We start from the raw sequence: 20,992 nt of genomic DNA, 5'->3' as shown, positions 1-20,992 counted from the left end.
TGCAATACCGCAAAGCCGTCGCCTAATATCAATCAATAAAGGTGAGCAAAGTCTCTCTTGGCCCAGGCCGAAATCTGTGCCGTTTTATATGACGACGGACAGACAGACGCACTCTACGACCTCGAAAGCGATCCCCATCAGTTAAATAATGTCATCGGATCATTCCCTGAGGTCGCGAATGAATTGAGACTAAAACTTGAAGCGAAGATCCAAGAATAGTTAATTACGGTTCCAAAAAATAGAAGGTCCAGACATGGATAACCCAGCAGCATTATCAGAATTAGCGAAAGCTTATGACCGCGATGGATACGTTGTTTTGCGCAATGTATTTTCGCCACAAGTGGTCGACGCATTGCGCGATGAGGCTGTCGCTATTTGCGCTGGCCGAAAAGGTGATATTCTCGGTCAGGGTTTAATTGGTGACGGGGCGTCCTCTGATGATGAGCTCATGCAGCGCATCCTCGCGATCCATTTTCCTCACAAAATATCGGAGTTGATGCGCCAAACGCAATTAAAACCGGAAATCGTCAATTTTCTCAACGCCGTCATTGGGCCTGACATAAAGTGTATGCAGTCGATGCTGTTTGCCAAGAATGCCGGCAAGCCAGGGCAGGCTTGGCATCAGGACGAATTTTTTATCCCGACCCGTGATATGTCGCTGGCGGGTGTTTGGATCGCGCTAGATGATGCACGGACCGATAATGGCGGGCTTTGGGTTCACCCCGGGAGTCACAAACATAAAATTCTTTGGCCGATGAAAGCTCATGGCGATGCGCGCTTTGACAGTTCTCGTGAAGCCTATGATTTCCCCTATGAACGCGAGGCAGGCGTGCCACTGGATGCTGACGCGGGTGACGTCGTGATCTTCCATGGATACCTTCTGCACCGATCACTGAATAACACCCGAACGCATGGCTATCGTCGGGCGCTTGTCAATCACGTGATGAGTGCAACGTCTTTGTTGCCTTGGAATATCGCGACGGCCGCTGAGGCTAAAGATGACTTTCGGGATTTTGAAATGGTGAGCGGTGAAGACCCCTATGCTTGGAAAGGGAAGGCGCAACTGACACGGCCATTTCTGAGGCCTGAAGATCCGGTGCAAACCCAGAAACTCCACAGCCTGTTGTTCGACAATTTGGCGGACGTCCCTGAATGACGGCAATATTGCGAGCTCGGGAAAAAACCGAGGCGCCTTGCATGGTGCGTCACATCAATGCGGCGACGTTGTGGGGGTTGCCGCAATGGTCACAGGCGCCGGCGCGGTTCACGGATCAACTTACATCGCTTATGAAGCGTGATGTCTGTGCCATACAGCATCCTCGGCCTGAAATGGTTCCCGCCGGATTAATGCATATAGTCGGTCAAGCCCGCATCGATACGAGAAATGACGCTGCTGATATCGCCGTGCAACATAAACAGGCGGGTTACCAAGCCACAACATTGCATGTTGGCACAGGGCTTGAGCCCGATAGCGAGATTGATCACCTTATCGGGTCTGTCATTGAGGCCAGCACAAAATATAACTACCCATTATTCGTAGAAACGCACAGGGCGACCGTGACACAGGATATACGCCGCACAATCGATATGATTGGCCGTTTTCCCAGTATACGTTTTAACGCCGATCTATCACATTGGTATACGGGGCATGAAATGACCTATGGTGACTTGGCGCATAAATTTGACGTCATGGCCCCTGTATTTGAGCGTGTGCGCTACATGCACGGACGTATTGGCACGGCCTGCTGTGCTCAAGTCCGGTTGGACGGGGCTGCGGACGACCGTCTTTTTGTCGACCATTTTCGAGAGATGTGGCGTCGTTGTGCGGCGGGATTTTTAGGGACAGCAGAACATGGTGAAGTTCTTCCGTTTGCGCCTGAGCTACTCCCTTACTCCCTTAAGATGCTGAACGGTGAGATGCATTTCTACTATGCTAGGACATTTTTAGGGGATGAAGGGGAGGTTGAAGAGAGTGACCGTTGGCAACAAGCGGGCATCTTGTGGGATATTGCCGAGGCTTGCGCCGTATCCGCTGGATTGCCCCTTGGGTCCAACAAGAATTTAAGCGCAAACTAGCGACGGCTTGAGCCTCGCCTTCAAACCCTAGTTGACGTCGATGGGCGGTTGGGAGACTGTCCGGAACCCGATGTGATTGGTTGAAAAGTCAGCCTCTTGTGATTGGCGCGCCGGCGCTCTGTAGCGCGCACAAAAATTCTCAGCACAGAGAAAAGAGCCCCCCTTAATCGCGAAGCCCTGCGGGGATTGTGATTGAAGGAATTCAGTCGTGGTCCATTCCCAGACGTTTCCGACCATATCATATAGACCGTACCCGTTTGGATCAAAACAGCCGACAGGCGCACGACGGTCAAAGCCGTCGTCGACGGTATTTTGAATAGGAAATGCGCCTTGCCAAGTATTGGCTTTTTCTTGCCCATCGACTGTAAGGCTGTCGCCCCATATGTAAGTCGTCGTCGTGCCACCGCGCGCAGCATATTCCCATTGAGCCTCTGTTGGTAAGTGGCGGCCGCTCCAGTCTGCATAGGCGAGGGCATCTTTAAGCGAGACTTGAACGACGGGATCATTCGGGTGGTTTTTAATACTGGATTGCGGCCCGTCGGGATGACGCCAACTCGCGCCTTCAACAAACTGCCACCAATTCGGGTTGGTGACGGTTGGGCTCATGAAAACGGCGCCCCCCGGTTTTCCGAAACCGGGCTGGGCTCTTTCGGCCGTCGTGACATATCCAGTTGCTTCAACAAAATTCGCGAAGTCGGCATTTGTGACTTCTGTTCGGTCGATATCGAATCCGGTGAATGACGATTGTCGAATACGTTCCTCAGGATAGCCGTTCTCCTGTCCCAAGGTGAAATTCTGCTGTCCGGATAAAATGATGGGAGGGCCGTTATCGAACGCGCAACTCTCCACGGCGATATCAGTGTTTTCCGCTTGGCAGGACATAAGCGGGAGTGCGGACATTAGGAGACAAGAAATTCTAATCGTCCGATGTTGACGGACTCTGCAACCGTTATGATCTCCAGCTAAAAGTGACCACTTTAAGAGCTCAGTTCCTGAGCGTCGGAGGTATTTCAACACGATGGACGAAAGCCCGCATAATGACGTTTTGGCGGAATGACACAGGTCGATTGTCATGTCTGAATCCGTTCTTTAACCGTAAAACGCGAGCATCACACGGGAGACATTTTGTGTCACCTAAAGATAGAGGCAGCGGCTCAATGTTCGTGCTTTTGCGACAGTCTCGAAAGCTCTGAGGTTGGCTGATAGGCAGGGCGAGTTAGACCATACTTACGGTGTCTAACATTCGAACTTTCGGTTCAGACATTTGCCGCGCGTCGGCTTAGGCGCTGATATTCTTGCTTAGAGAGGCGATCTTCGTTTGCTCAATACGCGGGTCTGATTGTGTGTTTTTGATCCACTTTGCTATAATTTGAAGCAGCGCGGGTTTATGAGTGGATGTCGGTAGGTAGTCATCTATTTCAAGGGTTAGAGACTCTTTTCCGTCGGGAATGAAGTCCTGTCTTGTCACACAGATGATCGGGGTTCGCGTTCTTCCGACCGCTTTTTCGTGGTCGCGTATCGACTGAACCGCAAAGTTATCCTCCTCAGCTTGGAGCGTGGCGTTAACAAAAATAAAATCAAACCTGACGGTATTATAAGTCGTAATCGTGGTCGTTCCATTCGGAGATACAAACGTATTAATTTGCGGGCGGTTGAGGTGTTTCACGATTGAGCCGCTAACCTCGTCATTATCATCTATGATGAGAATACTCAGTATTTTCGGGAGACTGTTTTTTGTCTTTTCTGGGCTTTTCAGTAAAACAACGCCTTCGTGGCTCCGCGGATTAGCGTCTTGTGCAACTGGCCCAGCCGCGATTGCTATTGTGGAAGCCGAGTGAATCATTTTCATTGGGAGTTGGAGTGTGAAAGTTGTTCCAATATCTTTGTTTGGAGTAACCTTTAACTGGCCGTCCATCGCCTCAGCCAAGCCGCGAGAAATCGCTAAGCTCAGTTCGCCGCAAAACATCAATCATGCCGATTATACCGTTCATCGGGGTTCGAATTTCATGGCTCATTGTCGCCAAAAAGTCTGACTTGGCGACGTTTGCCAGTTCTGCTGCGTTTTTAGCATCGAGCAGCGCTTGTTCCGCCTCTTTCGATTTAGAAATATCGCGGATGTAAGCAATGAAGATGTTTCTGCCGGACCCTCGACTGCGAGACATGGAAAGTTCTGACATAAACTCTTCGCCATCCGCGCGAACAGCCAGAATTTCAATTCTATGATTGTTGGCCGCGCGGTGAGCATCTTGGAGGTTCAACATGCTCTGGTTGAAGGCTTTGCGGTGAGATGGCGGGATGATCGTTTGCGCAATATCATCCCAAGGACGTCGTCACGACAGCACCCAAACATTTTCTGCGCAGACTTATTAAATTCAACGATATCGCCGTGGGAATCGATAATAATAATGCCATCGAGCGAAGTGGAAAACGTCGCTTCCAATTGCTCATGGTAGAGATCAGACTTCGCTTTGACATGCCCCTACTATCCAGCGCTGACGTTAAAGATTTTGGCAAAGCTCATATTCAAAGTAATGACTTTTGATGAAGTCGTTAAATGACGTAATTCGTGTCCGTGATGGCGTGAAAAGCAGACTTAGCCTCGCCGTCACGATCAAACAGCAGTGGGTGGTTAAACCGCTCGACCGGTGCGCTGTTTAACCAACTGTCGCCATCTTTAACGCCCCAGAGATTGACTATTTCAACGGTGCTTCGCTGCGTCAGGCCGTTCATCAGGTCACGTAAGAGTTGCGCTTGGGCGGCTAACATGTTGGCCGGTGGGGTCGGTCCGAGGTCGGGCTCGCACCCTGTATTGGCATTCCAGCATGAACCGGGGTCGTTGTAGAAACTCACGTCCAACTCGGTTACGTGATTGATCAAGCCCATGAATTCATTGTCCACGGCATCAATAGAGGCCAGCGCGTCCTCAGCGGCCGTGTCGAGGAAGAAGTGGAACTGATGCCCAACGCCGTCAATCGGGACGCCGCGCGCCCGGAACCGTTGCAATATTTCGATGAGCCAATCCCGTTTTATCGGATTTTCCGTGTCATAGTCCGAGAGGTAGAGCTCTGCGTTTGGATCGGCAGCCCGGGCGGCGCGAAATGCCCAATCTAGATAGTCCGCACTGCCAACGGCATTGTACCACGCGCTCCGGCGATCGGGGCCGATGCCCGCTGGACCGTTGTATATGTCACTGGAAATAACTTCATTGGCTACATCCCAGATATGGATACGATCTTTGAAATGACCGATAACGGCACCAATATAATCGTCTAATCGCTGCCGGATATCATTGGGTGTGCCCTGTAGAAAATAATCTGGCGTCGCTTCGTGCCAAACGAGGGCATGTCCGCGGACAGCCATATTATTGGTGAGCGCCCAATCGACGATACGGTCGGCGGCGTCGAAGTTCAGGGCGCCTTCTGTTGGCGCGATTTGATCGAGTTTTAACTCATATTCAGGGGTGATCAGGTTGAACTGATCCATCGCAATTTCAGCGGATTCTGACACGGGTTGAATCTGTGTGTTGTTAAGGGCGGTTCCGATATTGAAATTGGCGCGATAAGCGTCGCGCAATAACCCACTCGTCAGACCAGTGGCTGGCGGTGTCGGAGGAATGGGTGGCGGCGGTGTGACGATGACGGGTGCGATGGGTGTGCTGCTTCCACCGCCACCGCAGGCGCCGAGTGTCATGGCGCTTGCCCCAATGAGGAGCTTCAGGCGATCCCGTGCCGTGAACATCATCATGTCAATCCACCCCGTTTAAAGGATAGGTTGGTAATGGCAGTGGGTAAATATTCGATGCAGGGGCAAGGTTAATGATCTCTTTGCCTGAAAACCTATAAAGCGAGCCGGAGTGACAAGGCCGTGGTGGCTGTAGTCTTTAACCGTCGAATTACCTTCAAACCCATCTTTGTAAGCGCCGTTCCTAACAGTTTGCGTCACTGAAAATAGCATCAAGATCGGACTTGCAAAAGGATCGCTATCGGGACTACGGCCCCCGAAAATCCGACACCAAAGTCTTCATAGAGCTGCTTCAAGGGCGGGTTATGCGTTCAGTTTTATCATCTGTGGGTGCACTCCTCATTTCTGCCGCCGTTTTGCTGGCGGGAGGGGGGCTGTTGGGGACCTTGATCGCGGTGCGGGCCGAGCTTGAAGGATTCCCGCTTTTAGCAATCGGTCTGATGTCTTCGGCTTATTTTGCCGGGTTTGTCGTGGGATGCGTGTTTACGCCGATGCTCGTCAAACGCGTCGGGCATGTTCGCGTCTTTGCGGCACTCTCTTCCCTGATTGCCTCTTGCGTCTTGATGCATGTTCTCTTTGTAAACGTGCCTGTTTGGGTGATTTTGCGCTTTGCGACGGGGTTAGGTTTTGCAGGGCTTTATATTCTCATAGAGAGTTGGATCAACGAGCAGGCTCCCAATGAGAAGCGCGGGCAGATCCTCTCTATTTATCGTATGGTTGATTTGGCGGCCATAACAACGGGGCAATTTATGCTGTCCCTTTATGATCCGAGTGACTTCGCGCTCTTCTCCGTCGTGGCAATTTGTGTGTGTTTGGCGATTTTCCCGATCTCGCTCTCATCGTCCAAAGCTCCAATTGCTGTGACCAATACGTCCCTGAACTTGAAGAAACTTGTTCGCATGTCGCCCCTGGCCGTGGTGGGGGCTTTCGCAGTGGGCCTTACGAACGGGAGTTTTTGGGGCATGGCCCCGGTCTTCGTTCAGCTTTTGGGACACCCCATTGTCATGGTGTCACTGTTTATGAGCGTGACGATTGCGTCTGGTGCCATTTTGCAATGGCCTGTTGGCTATTTATCTGACAAATTCGGTCGTCGGCAAATTCTCATCCTGATGGCGGTGGGGGCTGTTGCGGCCGGCGGCTTCCTCAATTATTTCGCCACTACATCAGGCATTTTTTTATTGACCGGAGGCGCTCTTTACGGCGTTTTTGCCTTTCAAATTTACGGACTTTCGGCCGCTCATGCGAATGACCGTGCCGAGCCGACTGAATTTGTCGCCATCAGCGGGGGGTTGCTATTGGTTTACGGTGTTGGATCTGTGATCGGGCCGTCAATCGCGCCCTTGATTATGTCGGCCTTTGGGCCTTCGGCGATGTTTGCCTTCACCGCTTTTGTCCATGCTCTGTTAGTGGTTTACGCGATGTTCCGCGTGTCGCAACGGGCGGCCCCGGATGAGAGCGCAGATTATGTGACCATGCCACGGCCGTTGTCCATGGCCCTAATTTTGCGAACCGATCCGCGCAATATCATTAAGAGAAAGCGTAAGCTATTCCGTGACCGCTAACGACCTTAGGGGGCGTCTAGGGCGTGTCCGTTTGCGGTCATGAAGGATGAGATCACTGACGGGGCGACCATTAATTTTTGTCGTCTACAATAAAGGTTTCGTTGATCTCACGGGAATGCAAAACTGGCGCTGCATCAATGGTTTCAGCGTCTAAAATCGAGGCAACTTGTTCCAGTACAGTCACAACCATGGCCTGCTGCCATTGGACAAGGGCCTCGAATTTCAGCGTGAATGTGTCTTGAAGCAAATTTGGCGCAGACTGAATGATGGCTTTGCCAGCGGGTTCTAATTTTAACCAGACACGTCTTTTATCCTCATCGGACTTGAAACGAGACACGAAACTTCTCTCGACCATCTTATCGACAAGAGCCGTGATGGTGGCATGTTTCAATTGAGTCAGCTCCGCAATATCGCCAGCGGAACATTCCTCATTGTCTTGCAGGTGTTGTAACACGATAAGTTGCGACGGGGTCACGCCGACCATCTGCGCGAGACGCTTTGAGGCTTGATCTGTGCGTTGTTGAATTCGACGCAATGCGATCAAAGCGTCGTGAGACCGTTCCGTCATTGCCTGCCTCTAAGTTAATCGAGCAACGGCCCGAGAGCGTGTTTCAGTGGCGCCAGATATGGGTCGAATTTTGTCCATTGTCCAACGCCCTTTCGACTGATGGGTTTTCGAACCTGTTCAGAACTTGCCGTCCGGACGGCGCGTTCTGTTTTATAAAATTCTAGGCAATTGTCCTCAAAAGGAAGATCGCAATAATCCAAGATGCGACGGACCTGTCCCGGTAAGTCATCCAAGACGTCTTCATGCTGCACCCGCAGAACCGTGCCTTGGGGCAAGACCGCGTCCCAATGCGCCATCATTTCGACATAGGCTTTATAGTACTGTCCGATGTCTTCGAGGCGATAGGTAAACTCCTGCCCTTCGGCAAAAAGTTGCTTAAACCCTGACCAGCAACAATCCATAGGGTCACGCCGCGCGTCGATGATTTTCGCGTTCGGTAAAATTGAATGGATTAAACCAATATGCCAAAAATTGTTGGGCATTTTATCGGTAAAGAAAGGGGCGGATTGGCGGTGAACTTTCGTTCGTTGAATATATTCGTCCCCCAGAGCGCGAAGTTCCTCTGCACTCATCTCCCCTAAAATTCGGGGGTATCGGTCGCGTTCCGTAATCTGTTTACGGCCTCGCAACCGATGAACAATCGACAGAATGTCGGGGAGTTCCAATGTACCGTCGACGTGACTATGCGACGCCAAAATTTGTTCGATCAGAGTGGAGCCCGCACGCGGTAAGCCCAAAATGAAAATCGGATCCGGCGCCGAACAGCCTCGGCCGCTATTGCGTGATATAAGGTCCGGTGTGACATGCGCGCGTTGCGCGTCTAATTGCTCGCGAATTTGTTCCGTTGTGTAGCGGGTCTGTTTGGATTTTAGGGCGTTGCCCAAGGCGTAATTTTTGAAAGATTTTTCGATCTCTCCCGCGTCTTCAAAGGCTTTGCCTAAAGCAAAAGCAATATGGATACGCGCCATAAAGGCCAAGTTCCCATCGCTCTGAATGAATTCAAGCCGGGCCAATTCCGATGGGGTGAATTGATAAGTTTTCAAATTCGCCAGCGCCGACCACGCGTCCCCTGCCAAAGGGTCTGCATCGACAGCGGCTTTGTATGAGGCGATGGCGTCGTCTGTTTTTCCGTAAGTCTTGAGCGCATGGCCTTTGGATGTGAGCGTTGCGGAGTCGTTGGGTAAGACCGCTAAGACTTGATCAAATAAGCCAAGGGCCGTTTCGTAATCACCCAATTGCATTGCCTCGATGGCATGTAAGGATTGGAACGTCGGATTGGTCGGGTCTTTTTCATAGAGCCGCCGGGACTGCGCGAGAGCCTCTGCAAAGCGTTGGCGTTTGCGCAACACTTGGATGATGTCGATGCGTAGCTGTATATTGTCGGGTTCAATTGCGATCGCTGTTTCGAGCAGAAATATCGCGTCATCATGGACGCCGAGCCGTGTGCCAATTTCGGCGAGAAGCCGCATGCCTTCCACGTGATGCGGGTTTTTTAGCAAGAAGGCGCGCGCGGTTTTTTCTGCGTGCAAGACCCGACCTTCATAAAGGTGGTTCGTCACGGCCAGTAAGGTGCGGGGCAGGGCTTGAAGACGCGTGATTTGCGCTTGCGCTTGCGCGGCGTCGGTCGCGCGATTGGCATTCTGCAATATATCAAACTGCGCCTGCCAACTGGCGAGTAATGATGGATTATATCGTGTCGCCAATTGGAAAGCGTGTAACGCGCGATCCGTATCATGAAGGCTGAGGCTTAAGTGACCCTCTTCTTGAAACGCGCGACCATAATCGGGCGCGGCTTGCTTGAGGCGATTGAGATAATCCTGCGCCGCTGGGATGGTGTTTTGATAACGCGCGCAGACAGCGGCCATGTAGAGGGCGTCCGTTTGGGCGGGAATATCCACTAAAAGGGACTGTAAGCGGCTTTGAGCCGATTTGAAGGCACCCGTTTTCATGTCCTGCCGCGCGGCAGATAAGAGGCTGTCTATCTCCGCGTCAGTTTTCATAACGGCGCCTTCAAAGTTAAAGGCCCTGAATGTTCAGGGCCTTAGAGCGTTATTTGTGAGGGCTTTCGCTTAGTAATCGTAAGCGATCCGTAAGCCAACCGTACGCGGACGCATCGGATTAACGCGTTCACGGTCAAACACAAAGTTGTTGCTGAGTTCCACATATTCATTGGTGATATTCGTGGCGAATAGCTCCGCTGACCACTGATCCGAACTCACGCCCAAGGTCGTTCCCAGAGTGATAAAACCATCTGTTTTGGCTTTGTTGATCTCAATGATGTCAGAGAACGCTTCATCGGAGAAGATGATTTGCGGCATGACGTGGGCTGTCAATGAAGACCCAGCGATTTCACGGTCCAAGTCCCATTCATAGCGCACACGCAAGTTACCTTGGAATGACGGCGCGAACGCCAGATCGGATCCGACCAACACATCGTTGGTTGGCGTAAGAACCTCCGTGATTTCTGTATCCAGCACAGAGAATGCGCCGGCAACGGTCAAGCCATCCACGGAATAGGGGGCCCAAGTGAAGTCCCCTTCGATGCCCCGGATTTCGGCGTTAGCCGCATTATCAGAGAAGAACAGGTTCGAAATTGAGGGATCGAAAATCGTTGTCTGTAGACGTTCGACATTCACGAAAAACGCGGACCCGTTGAACCGCAAGGAGTTGTCGAACAGCTCCGTTTTCCAACCAAACTCGTAATTCTGCACATCATCTGTATCGAGCGCGTAGGGAACGGTGAAGCCGTTAGGCCCTGCTGCGCCGCCAGGGCGGTTGAGGAGACCGGGTCGGAAACCTTCGGAATATGTGGCGTAGAAGAGGTAATCAGACGTGGGTGTCCATGTCCCGGTCGCTTTGAAGATAACACCGTCGGTAGCCGCTTTATCCGGCGCGCCGACTGTGTTGTTCGGGGCGAATTGCGCGGAGATATTTGTGCCTGCACGCTGCGCATCATCGGTCTGGCCGAGGTTAAAGAAGGACGAGTTGGCGGAGCCTTCTAAATCAACTTCGATATCGTAGTAGCGTGCGCCGAGTGTCAGAGCGAATTGGTCAGAGAAATCAAAAGTGGTTTCACCGAAAATCCCGATTTGCTTATCTGTCCGCAAAATATCATTCCGGAAAATGACTCCTTCCGGAAACGGTCCTGCCTCGCTGAAGTAACCCGGTGAGGCGATTCCGACCGCGCCCGTCACGGCTGTGTTGGTGAGCGGGTAGTTCGCCGCAAAGCCAGACTGACCGTTAAAGCCGACGGCATTGACAGAACCCGGATAGGTAAAGTCATTGAGCTCGGTCAGTTCCAGGTCACTGTAAAAGCCGCCAAATGTCGCGCGCAGGCGATTTTCGCTCGGCGTATTGAACCGCACTTCGTGGGTCTGAACTTTTGTCTCTGTGCCGGACTTCACGTTCAAGTTTGGTGCCTGACATGTGCCGGATGGCGCAGCCGCGCCCGGATAGGTCACGGCGCCATCGCAGATATAGTATGGCAGATATTGTCCGACGAAGAGATAGTCAGAATAGTCAACCGTCTGGTCCGTATTCCGTTCTGTATAGGCCCCGGTGTAGAGCGCTTCGAGCGCGCCTAAACGGCCTTCCAGCGTCCAGCTTGTATTGTGGAAATCATCTTGGAGGCTATCGTCTGAGAAGCGTTCAATTTGGTACTCGTCCAATTCTGGATCGGAGAAGAAGACGCCTTCGCTGTCAAGTTGCTGTTGCGAGTGTGTGACGAGTAAGTTCCAGTCATCATTATACTCGTAGAACGCACCGAGACGAAAGCCAGCATAGGTCGTGTCGTTGAAGTTCTTCTCGACTAAGGCTGAGTTGTTGGCGCTAATGAAGTTCACACCGGATAAATCAGCGCCGGCTTGGAAGCCTTCGCGGTTGGCTGACACGACGGTGCCATTGTCGCGCACAGTCCCTGCGGAGCGGAAACGCGCAGAGTCGGCTGTGCTACGGATACCGCCGATATTATCGATATAGCCGCCTTGATTGTCGGAATAGATAACACCGCGCAGTGCGAAATTATCGGACACAGGCACATTCATCATCGCTTCGATGCTATTGCTCATTTCGCCGCCATCCGTGAACGACGATGAGGCTTTGAAGCCTGCATCAAAGCCGTTCAGGCTTGGTTTGTTCGTGATTAAGCGAACAGTACCCGCTTGTGAGCTCGATCCGAAAAGTGTGCCTTGTGGCCCGGAGAGCACTTCAACCCGTTCTAAGTCAGCCGCATATACGTCCAGGTTCCGGCCCGGCTGCGCCAAGGGCTGTTCGTCAAGGTAGAAGGCGACATTGGGCGCAAGGCCCGCAACTCCGGCCGTGACGAGGTTTGGTGTCGTTGATGCCAGACCGCGAATATAGATTGTGCTTTGACCCGGTCCCGAACCGCCAGCCGTGACTCCCGGCAATTGGATGAGATAGTCGGTAAAGTTTTTAACGCCGAGTTCGTCCAGCGTATTTTCGTCGATCGCCGCGACTGTGACAGCCGTGTCCTGCAGGCCTGTTGTTCGTTTCGTCGCGGTCACAATGATTTCATCAAGGCGGCTGGCGCTTGGATTAGCCGTTTCTTGAGCGAAGGCCGTTGCGCCGAATGCGCCCGCCAGAACGAGGCTAGAGGCACCACAAAGTAGTCGAGACATAAGTCATCCTTAAAATTGAGGCGAGGCGGCGCCCTGAAAAGGACGACCTAGCGCACGCAAGGCACGCCATAACAGAAACTTCGACGAATGAAACAGTTTGTCGACAGTTTCAGGCTTAACAGAAGTTTTTGCGCTGTTTCTGCTGGATTTATGGTTTGGGGTTGATAGAGGGTGAGTAGAATTTTGTTTCGGTAATCGACGAGCTTTCATCGCAGACTTTAGCCGTTCAGCCCTATTGGATACCGTATGAAACGCCCCACTAATCCAGAGATGGAATATGATACTGATTATGCCGTCGGGCAGGATAATATTGAGGTCATGGGGTTGGACGTTCACAACCCCGTCTTCTTCAGTGCGGCGGGTTTAGTTCTTCTTTTTTCGACTTTAACAATCGTCTTCCCAGACAAAGCCGCCACAGCCCTTCTTTGGGCTAAGGCCGCAACTTTGCGGAATTTTGACTGGTTGTTTGCGATCACGCCGGTTGTGGTTCTCGCATTCTGTTTGTTTCTGGCTCTGTCGCCATTAGGGAAAATCCGATTGGGCGGCCAAGAGGCCAAACCTATTCATAGCTATTTGTCTTGGGTGGCTATGTTGTTTGCCGCCGGTGTCGGAATTGGCTTTATGTTTTGGGGGGCGGCCGAGCCGCTCGCCTATCATACCGGTTGGGGTGGAACGCCGCTGTCCGCGCCTGTCGGGTCACCAGAGGCAGAACGGCTCGCGTTTAGTGCGACCTTATTTCATTGGGGGCTGTCGCCATGGGCCGTCTATGCTGTCGTCGGGCTGTCACTTGGCTTTTTCACGCATAACAAAGGGCTGCCCTCATCCGTAAGGTCGACTTTTTATCCGTTGTTAGGGGAGAGAATTTGGGGGTGGCCGGGCCACATCATTGATCTTCTGGCGGTGGTCTCAACCATATTTGGCCTTGCGACGACGATAGGGCTTGGGGCCACTCAGGCTGCCAGTGGTCTCGGTTATATCTTTGGCTTTGAACCCGGCCTTGGGGTTCAAATCGCTTTGATTGCGACCATGACGGGCCTTGCGATCATTTCCGTTCTTCGGGGCATGAACGGCGGAATTAAATTTCTCAGTAATCTCAACATGGTCGGTGCGTTGGGCTTGCTACTGTTTGTGATTATTGCGGGGCCAACTACGTTGATCATGACGGGGATGGGGGAGAACCTTTGGGCCTATATTCTCGACACGCCCGCCTTGACCAATTGGATTGGTCGAGATGATCAGCAATGGTTCCATGATTGGACAATCTTTTACTGGGCGTGGTGGATTTCTTGGTCCCCCTTTGTTGGCATGTTCATTGCGCGGATCTCGCGCGGACGCACCGTACGGGAATATTTCGCGGTCGTTTTGCTAGCGCCATTTTCGATTTGTATTGTTTGGTTCACGGCCTTTGGACGAACGGCCATTGATCAATATGAGACCGGCGTTGGCGATCTTGCCAATGGGATTGATACATCCGCGGCTGTTCTGTTCCAGATGCTGGCGTCAATGCCCTATGGCGATATCGCCTCTCTTTTGGCGATTGCGCTTCTCATCATTTTCATTGTGACATCGGCCGATTCCGGCGCGCTAGTCGTGGATACGATCACGTCAGGCGGGAAGCAAAATGCCCCCGTCAGTCAGCGAGTTTTCTGGGCTGCGGCGCTGGGGCTAACGGCGTCCGCCTTACTCTTTGGCGGTGGGACGCAAGCCCTGCAATCTCTCCAAGCGGGGACGATCACCGCGGCCCTGCCATTCACGATCATTCTGCTCGTCTGTTGCGTCAGCCTTTATATTGGGATGCGCGATGAACACAGAGCATTGAAAAGGATTGAACGCTCTGTCGCCGCTTAAGAATGCTTAAGCTTGCTTTTCCCGGGCAATATATGCGTCAATGACGCGACCGAGGACGGTCATCGGAACATTGCCACCCAAGACAAGTGCATCGTTGAAGCGTCGGAAATCAAACTTGTCGCCCAGCTCGGTTTTTGCGCTCTGACGCAGCCGATTAATCGCGGAATGGCCGACTTTGTAACCGCAAGCTTGGCCCGGCCACGCGCAATACCGGTCAACTTCACCTCGGACTTCTTCGGGGTTGGAGCCATTGTTCTCGACGAACCATTGATTGGCTTCTTCACGGGTCCAGCGCTTAGCATGAAGGCCCGTATCAACGACGAGGCGACAGGCGCGAAACGCCAAGGATTGCAAATACCCAAGTCGTCCTACAGGGAAATCAGAATAGACTCCCAGCTCGTCAGCGATCTGTTGAGCGTAAAGCGCCCAGCCTTCAGAATAGGCATTAAAGGCGAGTAGCGATCGGGTGAGGGACTGTTTGAACGCATATTCGCCCTGCCAGACATGTCCCGGAATCGCTTCGTGATAGGTGAGGTCGGCCAGATTGAATTTATTGTGTAAATCCGTTGAGCGCAGATTGATCCAGAAATGGCCCGGCTGCGTACCGTCGATCGACCCCGCGCCACCATAGGCTCCGGGCGCGCCAGCTTCGACGTCAGGCGAAATACGTTCGACTTCGAGGAAGCCGGGCACGAGTGTCTCGAACGCTTGTGGCATGCGGCCGCGAATGTCCGTGACCGTGTTCTCGATAAAACTCATGATCTCGGCGCGACCCGGATCGCCGGGTTTGAAGTGATAGCGCTTGTCTGCACCTAAGGCGGTCATACGCGCACCCACGGACCCTTTTGAATAACCGACGGATTGGAGAATGGGCTCCATTTGCGCATGCAGCTCAGCCAGCTCATCGAGCCCCATTTGGTGAACTTCGTCGGCGCTCATTGTCGTCGTTGTTCCTGATCGTAACGTCCAGTCATAATAGGCGTCGCCATCCGGCTTGGCCCAGACGCCCGCGTCAGATGTTGCGCGCGGGGCGAGCGCTTCGAGCGCCTCGATCTGTCGGGTTAATGCCGGAACAATGTCCTGCGTCGCGATAGACACGGCGCTGTCTTCATATTGACCCAGATCTTTCGCGCGGGTCACGACCGATTGCACGAGACCCCATTCTGCGGGGGATCGGTCGCGGGCGCCCCGTAGCTGCCCGAGTGTTTTCTCCATCAGGAAATCAGGCAGAATAACGCCGCGCGCGCCGTCCGCAATCACGCGTTCCGTTTCCCCGTCAAGCTGGGCCGCATAGGCTTGCATACGCGTGAGGTAAGCGTCTGCATCATCCGATGTTTTGATCGCGTGTGACGCATCCAAGAAACTTGGAATTTCAACGAAAGCGCCTGTGTTCTGCGCCACAGCATAGGGACCGTTGCGATAGGACCAGTTGTAATTCAACAGCGCGACATCCCCGTAAGGATAGGCAAACCCCTCAACTGCCCGATCAAAAACAGACGTCACCACATCCATATCCAGCGCGACGTCAGCGGATAGCGTGTCTGTATCGACCTTTTTAAGGGCGGACAAAAGAGACCGAACATCGCTGGCAATTGTGGCTTGTCCCGCGGCGGACCGATCCGTCAGTTGCGATTTCAACGCCGCATAATCACCCGTATCAATGCCGACACTCGACGCTGTTTCAGGATAGGCGCGAAGCATCAAATCTTTCGCGCTGTCGAGCAGGGTCTCTGCGAGGGCATCGAAAGTTTTGGTCTCACGAGGCGCACGATCACTGCAACCAGCGGCCAGCAGGCCAGAGGACGCGGCCACAGCAGCGGATGTTTGGAGAAGTCTGCGTCGGGAAAATTTCATGAGTCTATTCTTTCCAGTCTATCGAACTCATTGATTGCGATGAATTGGGCACAGTAGCAATGGGGTAGCGATTGACGGCACAAACTTTAGGCTCTTGGGGTATGAAATTTAGATAGGTCTTGGTCGCCTGTATCATTTGTGGTCTGTTGAACCTTTACAGTACAAGACCGGGTATTAATGCCAATCATAACACGTTCGACCCGTTCTATCCTCAATCGACTGATCGTCAGGGGTCTAACCGCGCTCTCTTTTTTGAGCGTGATATTCATATCGATGCCCGCTCAGGCTGCAGGAATTGATGAGGCGATCAATAAGGCTGTTCAACCGATTACGGATGCACTCTCAGCCTTTATTTTCTACTCTGTTCCAATCGGCACGGCGCAAGTACCGTTGATCGTGTGTTGGCTTATTTTCGGCGCGTTTTTCTTCACGAGCTATCTGGGCTTCATCAATGTCCGGGGGTTCAAACATGCGATTGATATTGTCAGCGGAAAATTCTCTGACACAAAGCACGCGGGCGAAATTTCTCACTTCCAAGCTCTCACGGCCGCCGTCTCTGGCACTGTCGGTATCGGGAATATCGCAGGTGTGGCGATCACCGTGTCCGCAGGGGGTCCCGGCGCCATCTTCTGGTTAGTTGTAGCGGGCCTTGTCGGGATGACGACGAAATTTGTCGAATGCACACTGGGCGTAAAATACAGATATATCTCGGCTGATGGTACCGTGTCTGGTGGGCCGATGTATTACCTCCGGTCCGGTCTCGCAAAGCGCGGGATGGCAGGGTTCGGGAAATTTCTCGGAATGTTCTATGCCATTAGCATTGTCATTGGCTGTCTTGGTATTGGCAATATGTTCCAGTCTAACCAAGCTTATGTTCAACTTTTGCAAGTCTCAGGCGGTGAGGCGGGCGTGTTATCTGGAAAAGGTTGGCTCGTTGGAATCGTCTTGGCCGTGCTTGTCGGCCTCATCATTATTGGCGGCATTAAATCCATTGCGCGTGTGACCGTTAAACTCGTCCCGTTTATGATCTTGCTTTACATTATTGGCGCCGTGATCGTGATTGGCCTCAATGCAGAGCGACTGCCGGCGGCTGTGACGGCAATTTTTGTGGGGGCGTTCTCGATGAAAGGCGTCACCGGCGGCGTCTTGGGAATTATGATTATTGGGTTTCAACGCGCGGCGTTTTCGAATGAAGCGGGTATTGGGTCGGCATCGATTGCGCATTCAGCCGTCAAAACGGCTGAGCCCCTTACGGAGGGTTTCGTGTCTCTTTTAGAGCCCTTTATTGATACCGTCGTTGTCTGCACGTTGACGGGTCTTGTCCTCGTAACGGCTTTTCCGACGGATCATTTAATGGGCGGCGGCGTCGCGGGAATTGAGTTAACATCGTCCGCCTTCCAGAACTCCATTTCTTGGTCGCCAGTGCCCTTGTCCATCGCGGCTATATTGTTCGCGTTCTCCACCATGTTAGCCTGGGCCTATTATGGCACGAAAGCTTGGACCTATATTTTTGGGGAAGGCAAAGGCAAAGAACGTGTTTTCAGTTTCATTTTCTGTGCTTTTATTGTCATTGGCGCCGCGATTAAATTAGACGCAATTTTAGACTTTGCGGATGCTCTGATTTTCGTGATGGCCATTCCGAATTTGATCGGGCTCTACATTATGGGACCTGAAGTGAAGCAAGATCTCAAGGTCTATTGGGCGACGTATAAGTCTCAGCAGCGATGATGAATGCCTCGTGAGGGTGAGCGCAGCGTTGCTTTTGTCGATAATCTCGGGGCATTGAGAGACCGATATGGTCGCTAATCCAAAACATTCGAACCCGTCTATCAAAGGGTCTTCAATCGCCCCTTTGATCGAGCTGGATCGGGACAGTGTGCTGTCCCTACAGGTGCAACTTCGGACCCGTATCTTGCACCTTATGCAGGCCGGATTTTTGCTGGCAGATCGGAAAATGCCCTCAACGCGGAAGCTTTCGATTGAGCTTGGGATTAGTCGAAACACTGTGTCTCTGGCGTATCAATATTTGATCGATGACGGACATCTCTATTCTAAAAACCGCAGCGGCATATTCGTCGCTCCCGGCATTAAAGGTCAGCTGACAACCCGTTCTAACGTTGCAGGTGAGCCTGCCCCCGAGGCGACCAGCGTTGCAGCCAGTCACCTGCGCGCGCAGGGACAGAATTTCCGGCAATTTCGCTGCCCGCCTGATTGGCATCGATACCAATACCCGTTCATCGAAGGACGCTATGATCGGTCTCTTTTTCCAGTGCCTGAATGGCGGGAAGTCAGCCGTCTCGCGCTTGGGGTAAAGGAAGTCGAACAATGGTCGATCGGAAATGATGAAGCCGATGACGAAATGTTGGTCGATGCGATCCGTGCCTCCCTTTTGTCCCGACGCGGAATTGAGGCCGGACGCGACGAAATTTTGGTCACAGTTGGTGAACAGCAAGGGCTGCATTTGATCACGGAATTATTCGCAAGAGAAAATTCTAAAGTCGTTATGGAAGACCCCGGTCTGCCAGAATTAAAGGAACTATTTTCCTTGAATGGGAGCCAGGTTCAACAACGCGCCGTCGATGGCGAAGGGCTGATTATTGACACAGAATTTGGTCGGTGTGACATGATCCATGTCTCGCCCTCTCGCCAACGCCCGAGCGGCGTGACGATGACACTGGCCCGCCGTCACGCCCTTTTAGAGGCAGCGGACGTCGCGGATGCAATTATCATCGAAGATGATTTCGAGTGTGAGATGAATTTTCTGAATTCTCCTCTGCCCTCCATCTATAGTTTAGACACACAAGGACGCGTTATTTATCTTAGCGCGATTTCAAAAGTTCTCGACCCGGGTATCCGACTTGGATTTATGGTGGCACCCCGAGAGGTCATTCAAGCAGCACGGCAACTTCGAAACCTCACGACGCGGCGGCCATCCCCCAATAATCAGAGAGCTGCGGCGTACTTTCTCACGCTCGGGCATTACGATACACTCCTCCGGAGATTGACATCTGTGTACGAGACTCGGCTGCTGGCGCTACGCGATGCGCTCAACCATTATCGACCGCTGACGATTGCCATCCCCGCCGTCTCCGGCGGAACATCCTATTGGGTGCACGGGCCTGAAGGACTGAACGTAGAACGGCTGGCCAAAGTCGCAGAGGCCCGGGGCATATTGATTGAACCTGCGAGCACCTATTTTGCTGATCCTCGGGCCAACCAGCATATTTTCCGCTTGGGTGTGACCAGCATTCCGTCTGAGCGTATTCGCGAAGGGGTGGAGCGGCTCTCAAGAATTATCACTGACTTGTGCTCAATTGAATCCTCAGAAACCCATGAAGGGGAAGACGATCATCTCTCGAGCCGGGAGATCGAACACACGCTGACGAACGTCGATCTGCTTTATAACACCGTCTATGGGGAGCCGTGCACCATAACCCTGCGTGCCGATGGGACGATGGTGGGCAAGGCAGGTTACGCCAGTGAAGATCGCGACGTGGGTCGTTGGTGGATCGAAGGCGATCGCTGGTGTCGCCAATGGCAAAATTGGGCCTACGGCGAAACGTCCAAATTCTTTGTCAGGATGGTGGAAGACCGTATCTTCTGGGTCAATGATGACGGTCATGACGTCGACAGTGCGATTTTAGGGCGACATTAGCGGACCCTTTAATCTGGCACCATCAAATCCTCTGAACTGGCCCTAAACGTGATACAAATTTGATGCAATCACGCCCCATCGACGCACTCGTCTGCTGAGTGCGTCGATTAGGGGAATGTTTATGGGCCATTTGGGAGTCGCCGCTATCCAGACGGCTGGACGTAAGTCCGGCAATCTTGACGCTATCGAGACGGATATTGCGGCGACTGCGAAGCGCTTACCCTGGGTTAAAATGATTGTCCTGGGTGAGCTGGCGATTCACGGCGCCTCGCTGCAAGCGGCTGAAGATGAAAACGGACCCACGATTACGCGTTTGCAAGCGATCGCGAAACGTCACAGCATTTGGCTCATTCCGGGGTCTCTTTACGAACGTCGCGGTACCGACATTTACAACACAACACATGTCATCAATCCCGCCGGCGAAATCGTCGCGCGGCATGACAAGCTCTATCCATTTTTACCGTATGAAAAAGGGGTCACACCGGGACGTGATTTTTGTGTCTTTGATGTGCCGGGCGTCGGCCGGATTGGGGTCGCGATTTGTTATGATATGTGGTTCCCAGAGGTCATCCGCACCCTGACGGCAATGGGCGCCGAAGCGATCTTGCTCCCGACCATGACGAACACAATTGACCGGGATGTTGAGCTATCCATCGCTCGTGCGAACGCGGCGACCAACCAATGCTATTTCATCGACGTCAACGTCGCCGGAGAGCAGGGCAATGGACAGTCTGTATTCTATGGCCCGGGCGGTGAGCTTTTACATGCCTGCGGTGTCGGCGCGGAAGTCGTCGCTTTAAATCTTGATTTTAACGAAGTCCGCCGGGTTCGTGAGCTCGGATGGAACGGATTGGGGCAAGTGCTTAAGAGCTTCCGCGACGCCCCTGTCGAATATGATCTTTATCAATCTGCAGAAAACCGCCGCGCCGCATTTAAGACCCTGGGGCCTTTGACGATGCCCGGGCGGGACACTGTTGGTGAATTAGACGCCGCCCCCACGCCGCCGCCTACCCATAAAATTATTGATTAAATCCACCCCCACGACGCCTCA

At 52.7% G+C, this 20,992-nt stretch carries 16 protein-coding genes; 7 read left to right on the top strand and 9 right to left on the bottom strand.

Translation table 11 applies throughout. From position 1 onward, the window contains the following. Window positions 1-253: 253 nt before the first annotated feature. Both IE105_RS10630 and IE105_RS10625 read left to right on the top strand, forming a co-directional pair. Window positions 254-1,156 carry a phytanoyl-CoA dioxygenase family protein gene (locus IE105_RS10630; RefSeq protein ID WP_189498259.1) on the top strand — a complete coding sequence of 301 codons (903 nt, stop codon included), beginning with the start codon at window positions 254-256 and terminating at the stop codon, window positions 1,154-1,156. 41 nt (window positions 1,157-1,197) lie between these two features. After that, window positions 1,198-2,076: a hypothetical protein gene (locus IE105_RS10625; RefSeq protein ID WP_189498258.1), complete on the top strand. Its 879-nt coding sequence runs from the start codon at window positions 1,198-1,200 to the stop codon at window positions 2,074-2,076. Window positions 2,077-2,103: 27 nt separating this feature from the next. Here the strand turns inward: IE105_RS10625 and IE105_RS10620 are convergent, their stop codons facing one another. The 5 genes from IE105_RS10620 to IE105_RS10600 form a co-directional block, all read right to left on the bottom strand. Then, complete coding sequence (locus tag IE105_RS10620; protein WP_233354103.1) at window positions 2,104-2,976, bottom strand: formylglycine-generating enzyme family protein; 873 nt, start codon at window positions 2,974-2,976, stop codon at window positions 2,104-2,106. Between the two features lie 379 nt (window positions 2,977-3,355). Further along, a complete protein-coding gene (locus tag IE105_RS10615) occupies window positions 3,356-4,042 on the bottom strand; it encodes a response regulator (RefSeq protein ID WP_189498256.1) in 687 nt (228 codons plus the stop codon). Next, entirely contained in the window at window positions 3,996-4,373 is a 378-nt protein-coding gene (locus IE105_RS10610; protein WP_267904677.1) for a histidine kinase dimerization/phospho-acceptor domain-containing protein, read from the bottom strand. Before IE105_RS10610 ends, IE105_RS10615 begins: the two co-directional genes overlap by 47 nt. Continuing rightward, on the bottom strand, window positions 4,331-4,516 hold the full coding sequence (locus tag IE105_RS15675) for a PAS domain S-box protein (RefSeq protein WP_189498253.1): 186 nt from the start codon (window positions 4,514-4,516) through the stop codon (window positions 4,331-4,333). Before IE105_RS15675 ends, IE105_RS10610 begins: the two co-directional genes overlap by 43 nt. Window positions 4,517-4,626: 110 nt before the next feature. Continuing rightward, on the bottom strand, window positions 4,627-5,820 hold the full coding sequence (locus IE105_RS10600) for an endo-1,4-beta-xylanase (RefSeq protein WP_189498251.1): 1,194 nt from the start codon (window positions 5,818-5,820) through the stop codon (window positions 4,627-4,629). 302 nt (window positions 5,821-6,122) lie between these two features. On the opposite strand from IE105_RS10600, the gene IE105_RS10595 reads away from it, so the two are divergent. Continuing rightward, window positions 6,123-7,379, top strand: coding sequence for an MFS transporter (locus tag IE105_RS10595; protein ID WP_189498250.1), 1,257 nt, complete (start codon window positions 6,123-6,125; stop codon window positions 7,377-7,379). A gap of 70 nt (window positions 7,380-7,449) precedes the next feature. Here the strand turns inward: IE105_RS10595 and IE105_RS10590 are convergent, their stop codons facing one another. The 3 genes from IE105_RS10590 to IE105_RS10580 all read right to left on the bottom strand — a co-directional run bounded on the left by IE105_RS10590 (window position 7,450) and on the right by IE105_RS10580 (window position 12,584). Next, entirely contained in the window at window positions 7,450-7,947 is a 498-nt protein-coding gene (locus tag IE105_RS10590; protein ID WP_189498248.1) for a MarR family winged helix-turn-helix transcriptional regulator, read from the bottom strand. Window positions 7,948-7,961: 14 nt separating this feature from the next. Next, complete coding sequence (locus IE105_RS10585; protein WP_189498246.1) at window positions 7,962-9,947, bottom strand: tetratricopeptide repeat-containing sulfotransferase family protein; 1,986 nt, start codon at window positions 9,945-9,947, stop codon at window positions 7,962-7,964. Between the two features lie 69 nt (window positions 9,948-10,016). Further along, the gene (locus tag IE105_RS10580) at window positions 10,017-12,584 is read right to left on the bottom strand and encodes a TonB-dependent receptor (protein ID WP_189498244.1); all 2,568 of its coding nucleotides are present in this window, start codon (window positions 12,582-12,584) and stop codon (window positions 10,017-10,019) included. Between the two features lie 246 nt (window positions 12,585-12,830). On the opposite strand from IE105_RS10580, the gene IE105_RS10575 reads away from it, so the two are divergent. Then, complete coding sequence (locus IE105_RS10575; RefSeq protein ID WP_189498243.1) at window positions 12,831-14,432, top strand: BCCT family transporter; 1,602 nt, start codon at window positions 12,831-12,833, stop codon at window positions 14,430-14,432. A gap of 6 nt (window positions 14,433-14,438) precedes the next feature. On the opposite strand, the gene IE105_RS10570 is transcribed toward IE105_RS10575, so the two are convergent. Next, window positions 14,439-16,286, bottom strand: a complete 1,848-nt coding sequence (locus IE105_RS10570; RefSeq protein WP_189498241.1) for a DUF885 domain-containing protein — start codon at window positions 16,284-16,286, stop codon at window positions 14,439-14,441. A 273-nt stretch (window positions 16,287-16,559) separates the two neighbouring features. Between IE105_RS10570 and IE105_RS10565 the strand changes: the two genes are divergently transcribed. The 3 genes from IE105_RS10565 to IE105_RS10555 all read left to right on the top strand — a co-directional run bounded on the left by IE105_RS10565 (window position 16,560) and on the right by IE105_RS10555 (window position 20,971). Next, window positions 16,560-18,014, top strand: coding sequence for an alanine/glycine:cation symporter family protein (locus IE105_RS10565; RefSeq protein ID WP_189498239.1), 1,455 nt, complete (start codon window positions 16,560-16,562; stop codon window positions 18,012-18,014). A 67-nt stretch (window positions 18,015-18,081) separates the two neighbouring features. Further along, the gene (gene pdxR, locus IE105_RS10560; protein WP_189498237.1) at window positions 18,082-19,941 is read left to right on the top strand and encodes a MocR-like pyridoxine biosynthesis transcription factor PdxR; all 1,860 of its coding nucleotides are present in this window, start codon (window positions 18,082-18,084) and stop codon (window positions 19,939-19,941) included. Window positions 19,942-20,062: 121 nt separating this feature from the next. Continuing rightward, a complete protein-coding gene (locus IE105_RS10555) occupies window positions 20,063-20,971 on the top strand; it encodes a carbon-nitrogen hydrolase family protein (protein ID WP_189498235.1) in 909 nt (302 codons plus the stop codon). Window positions 20,972-20,992 lie beyond the last annotated feature (21 nt).

The organism is Algimonas arctica (assembly GCF_014652695.1).
Classification (GTDB): domain Bacteria; phylum Pseudomonadota; class Alphaproteobacteria; order Caulobacterales; family Maricaulaceae; genus Litorimonas; species Litorimonas arctica.
Note: the sequence above shows the minus strand (reverse complement) of the source record. Positions and strands in the feature narration are given on the sequence as shown.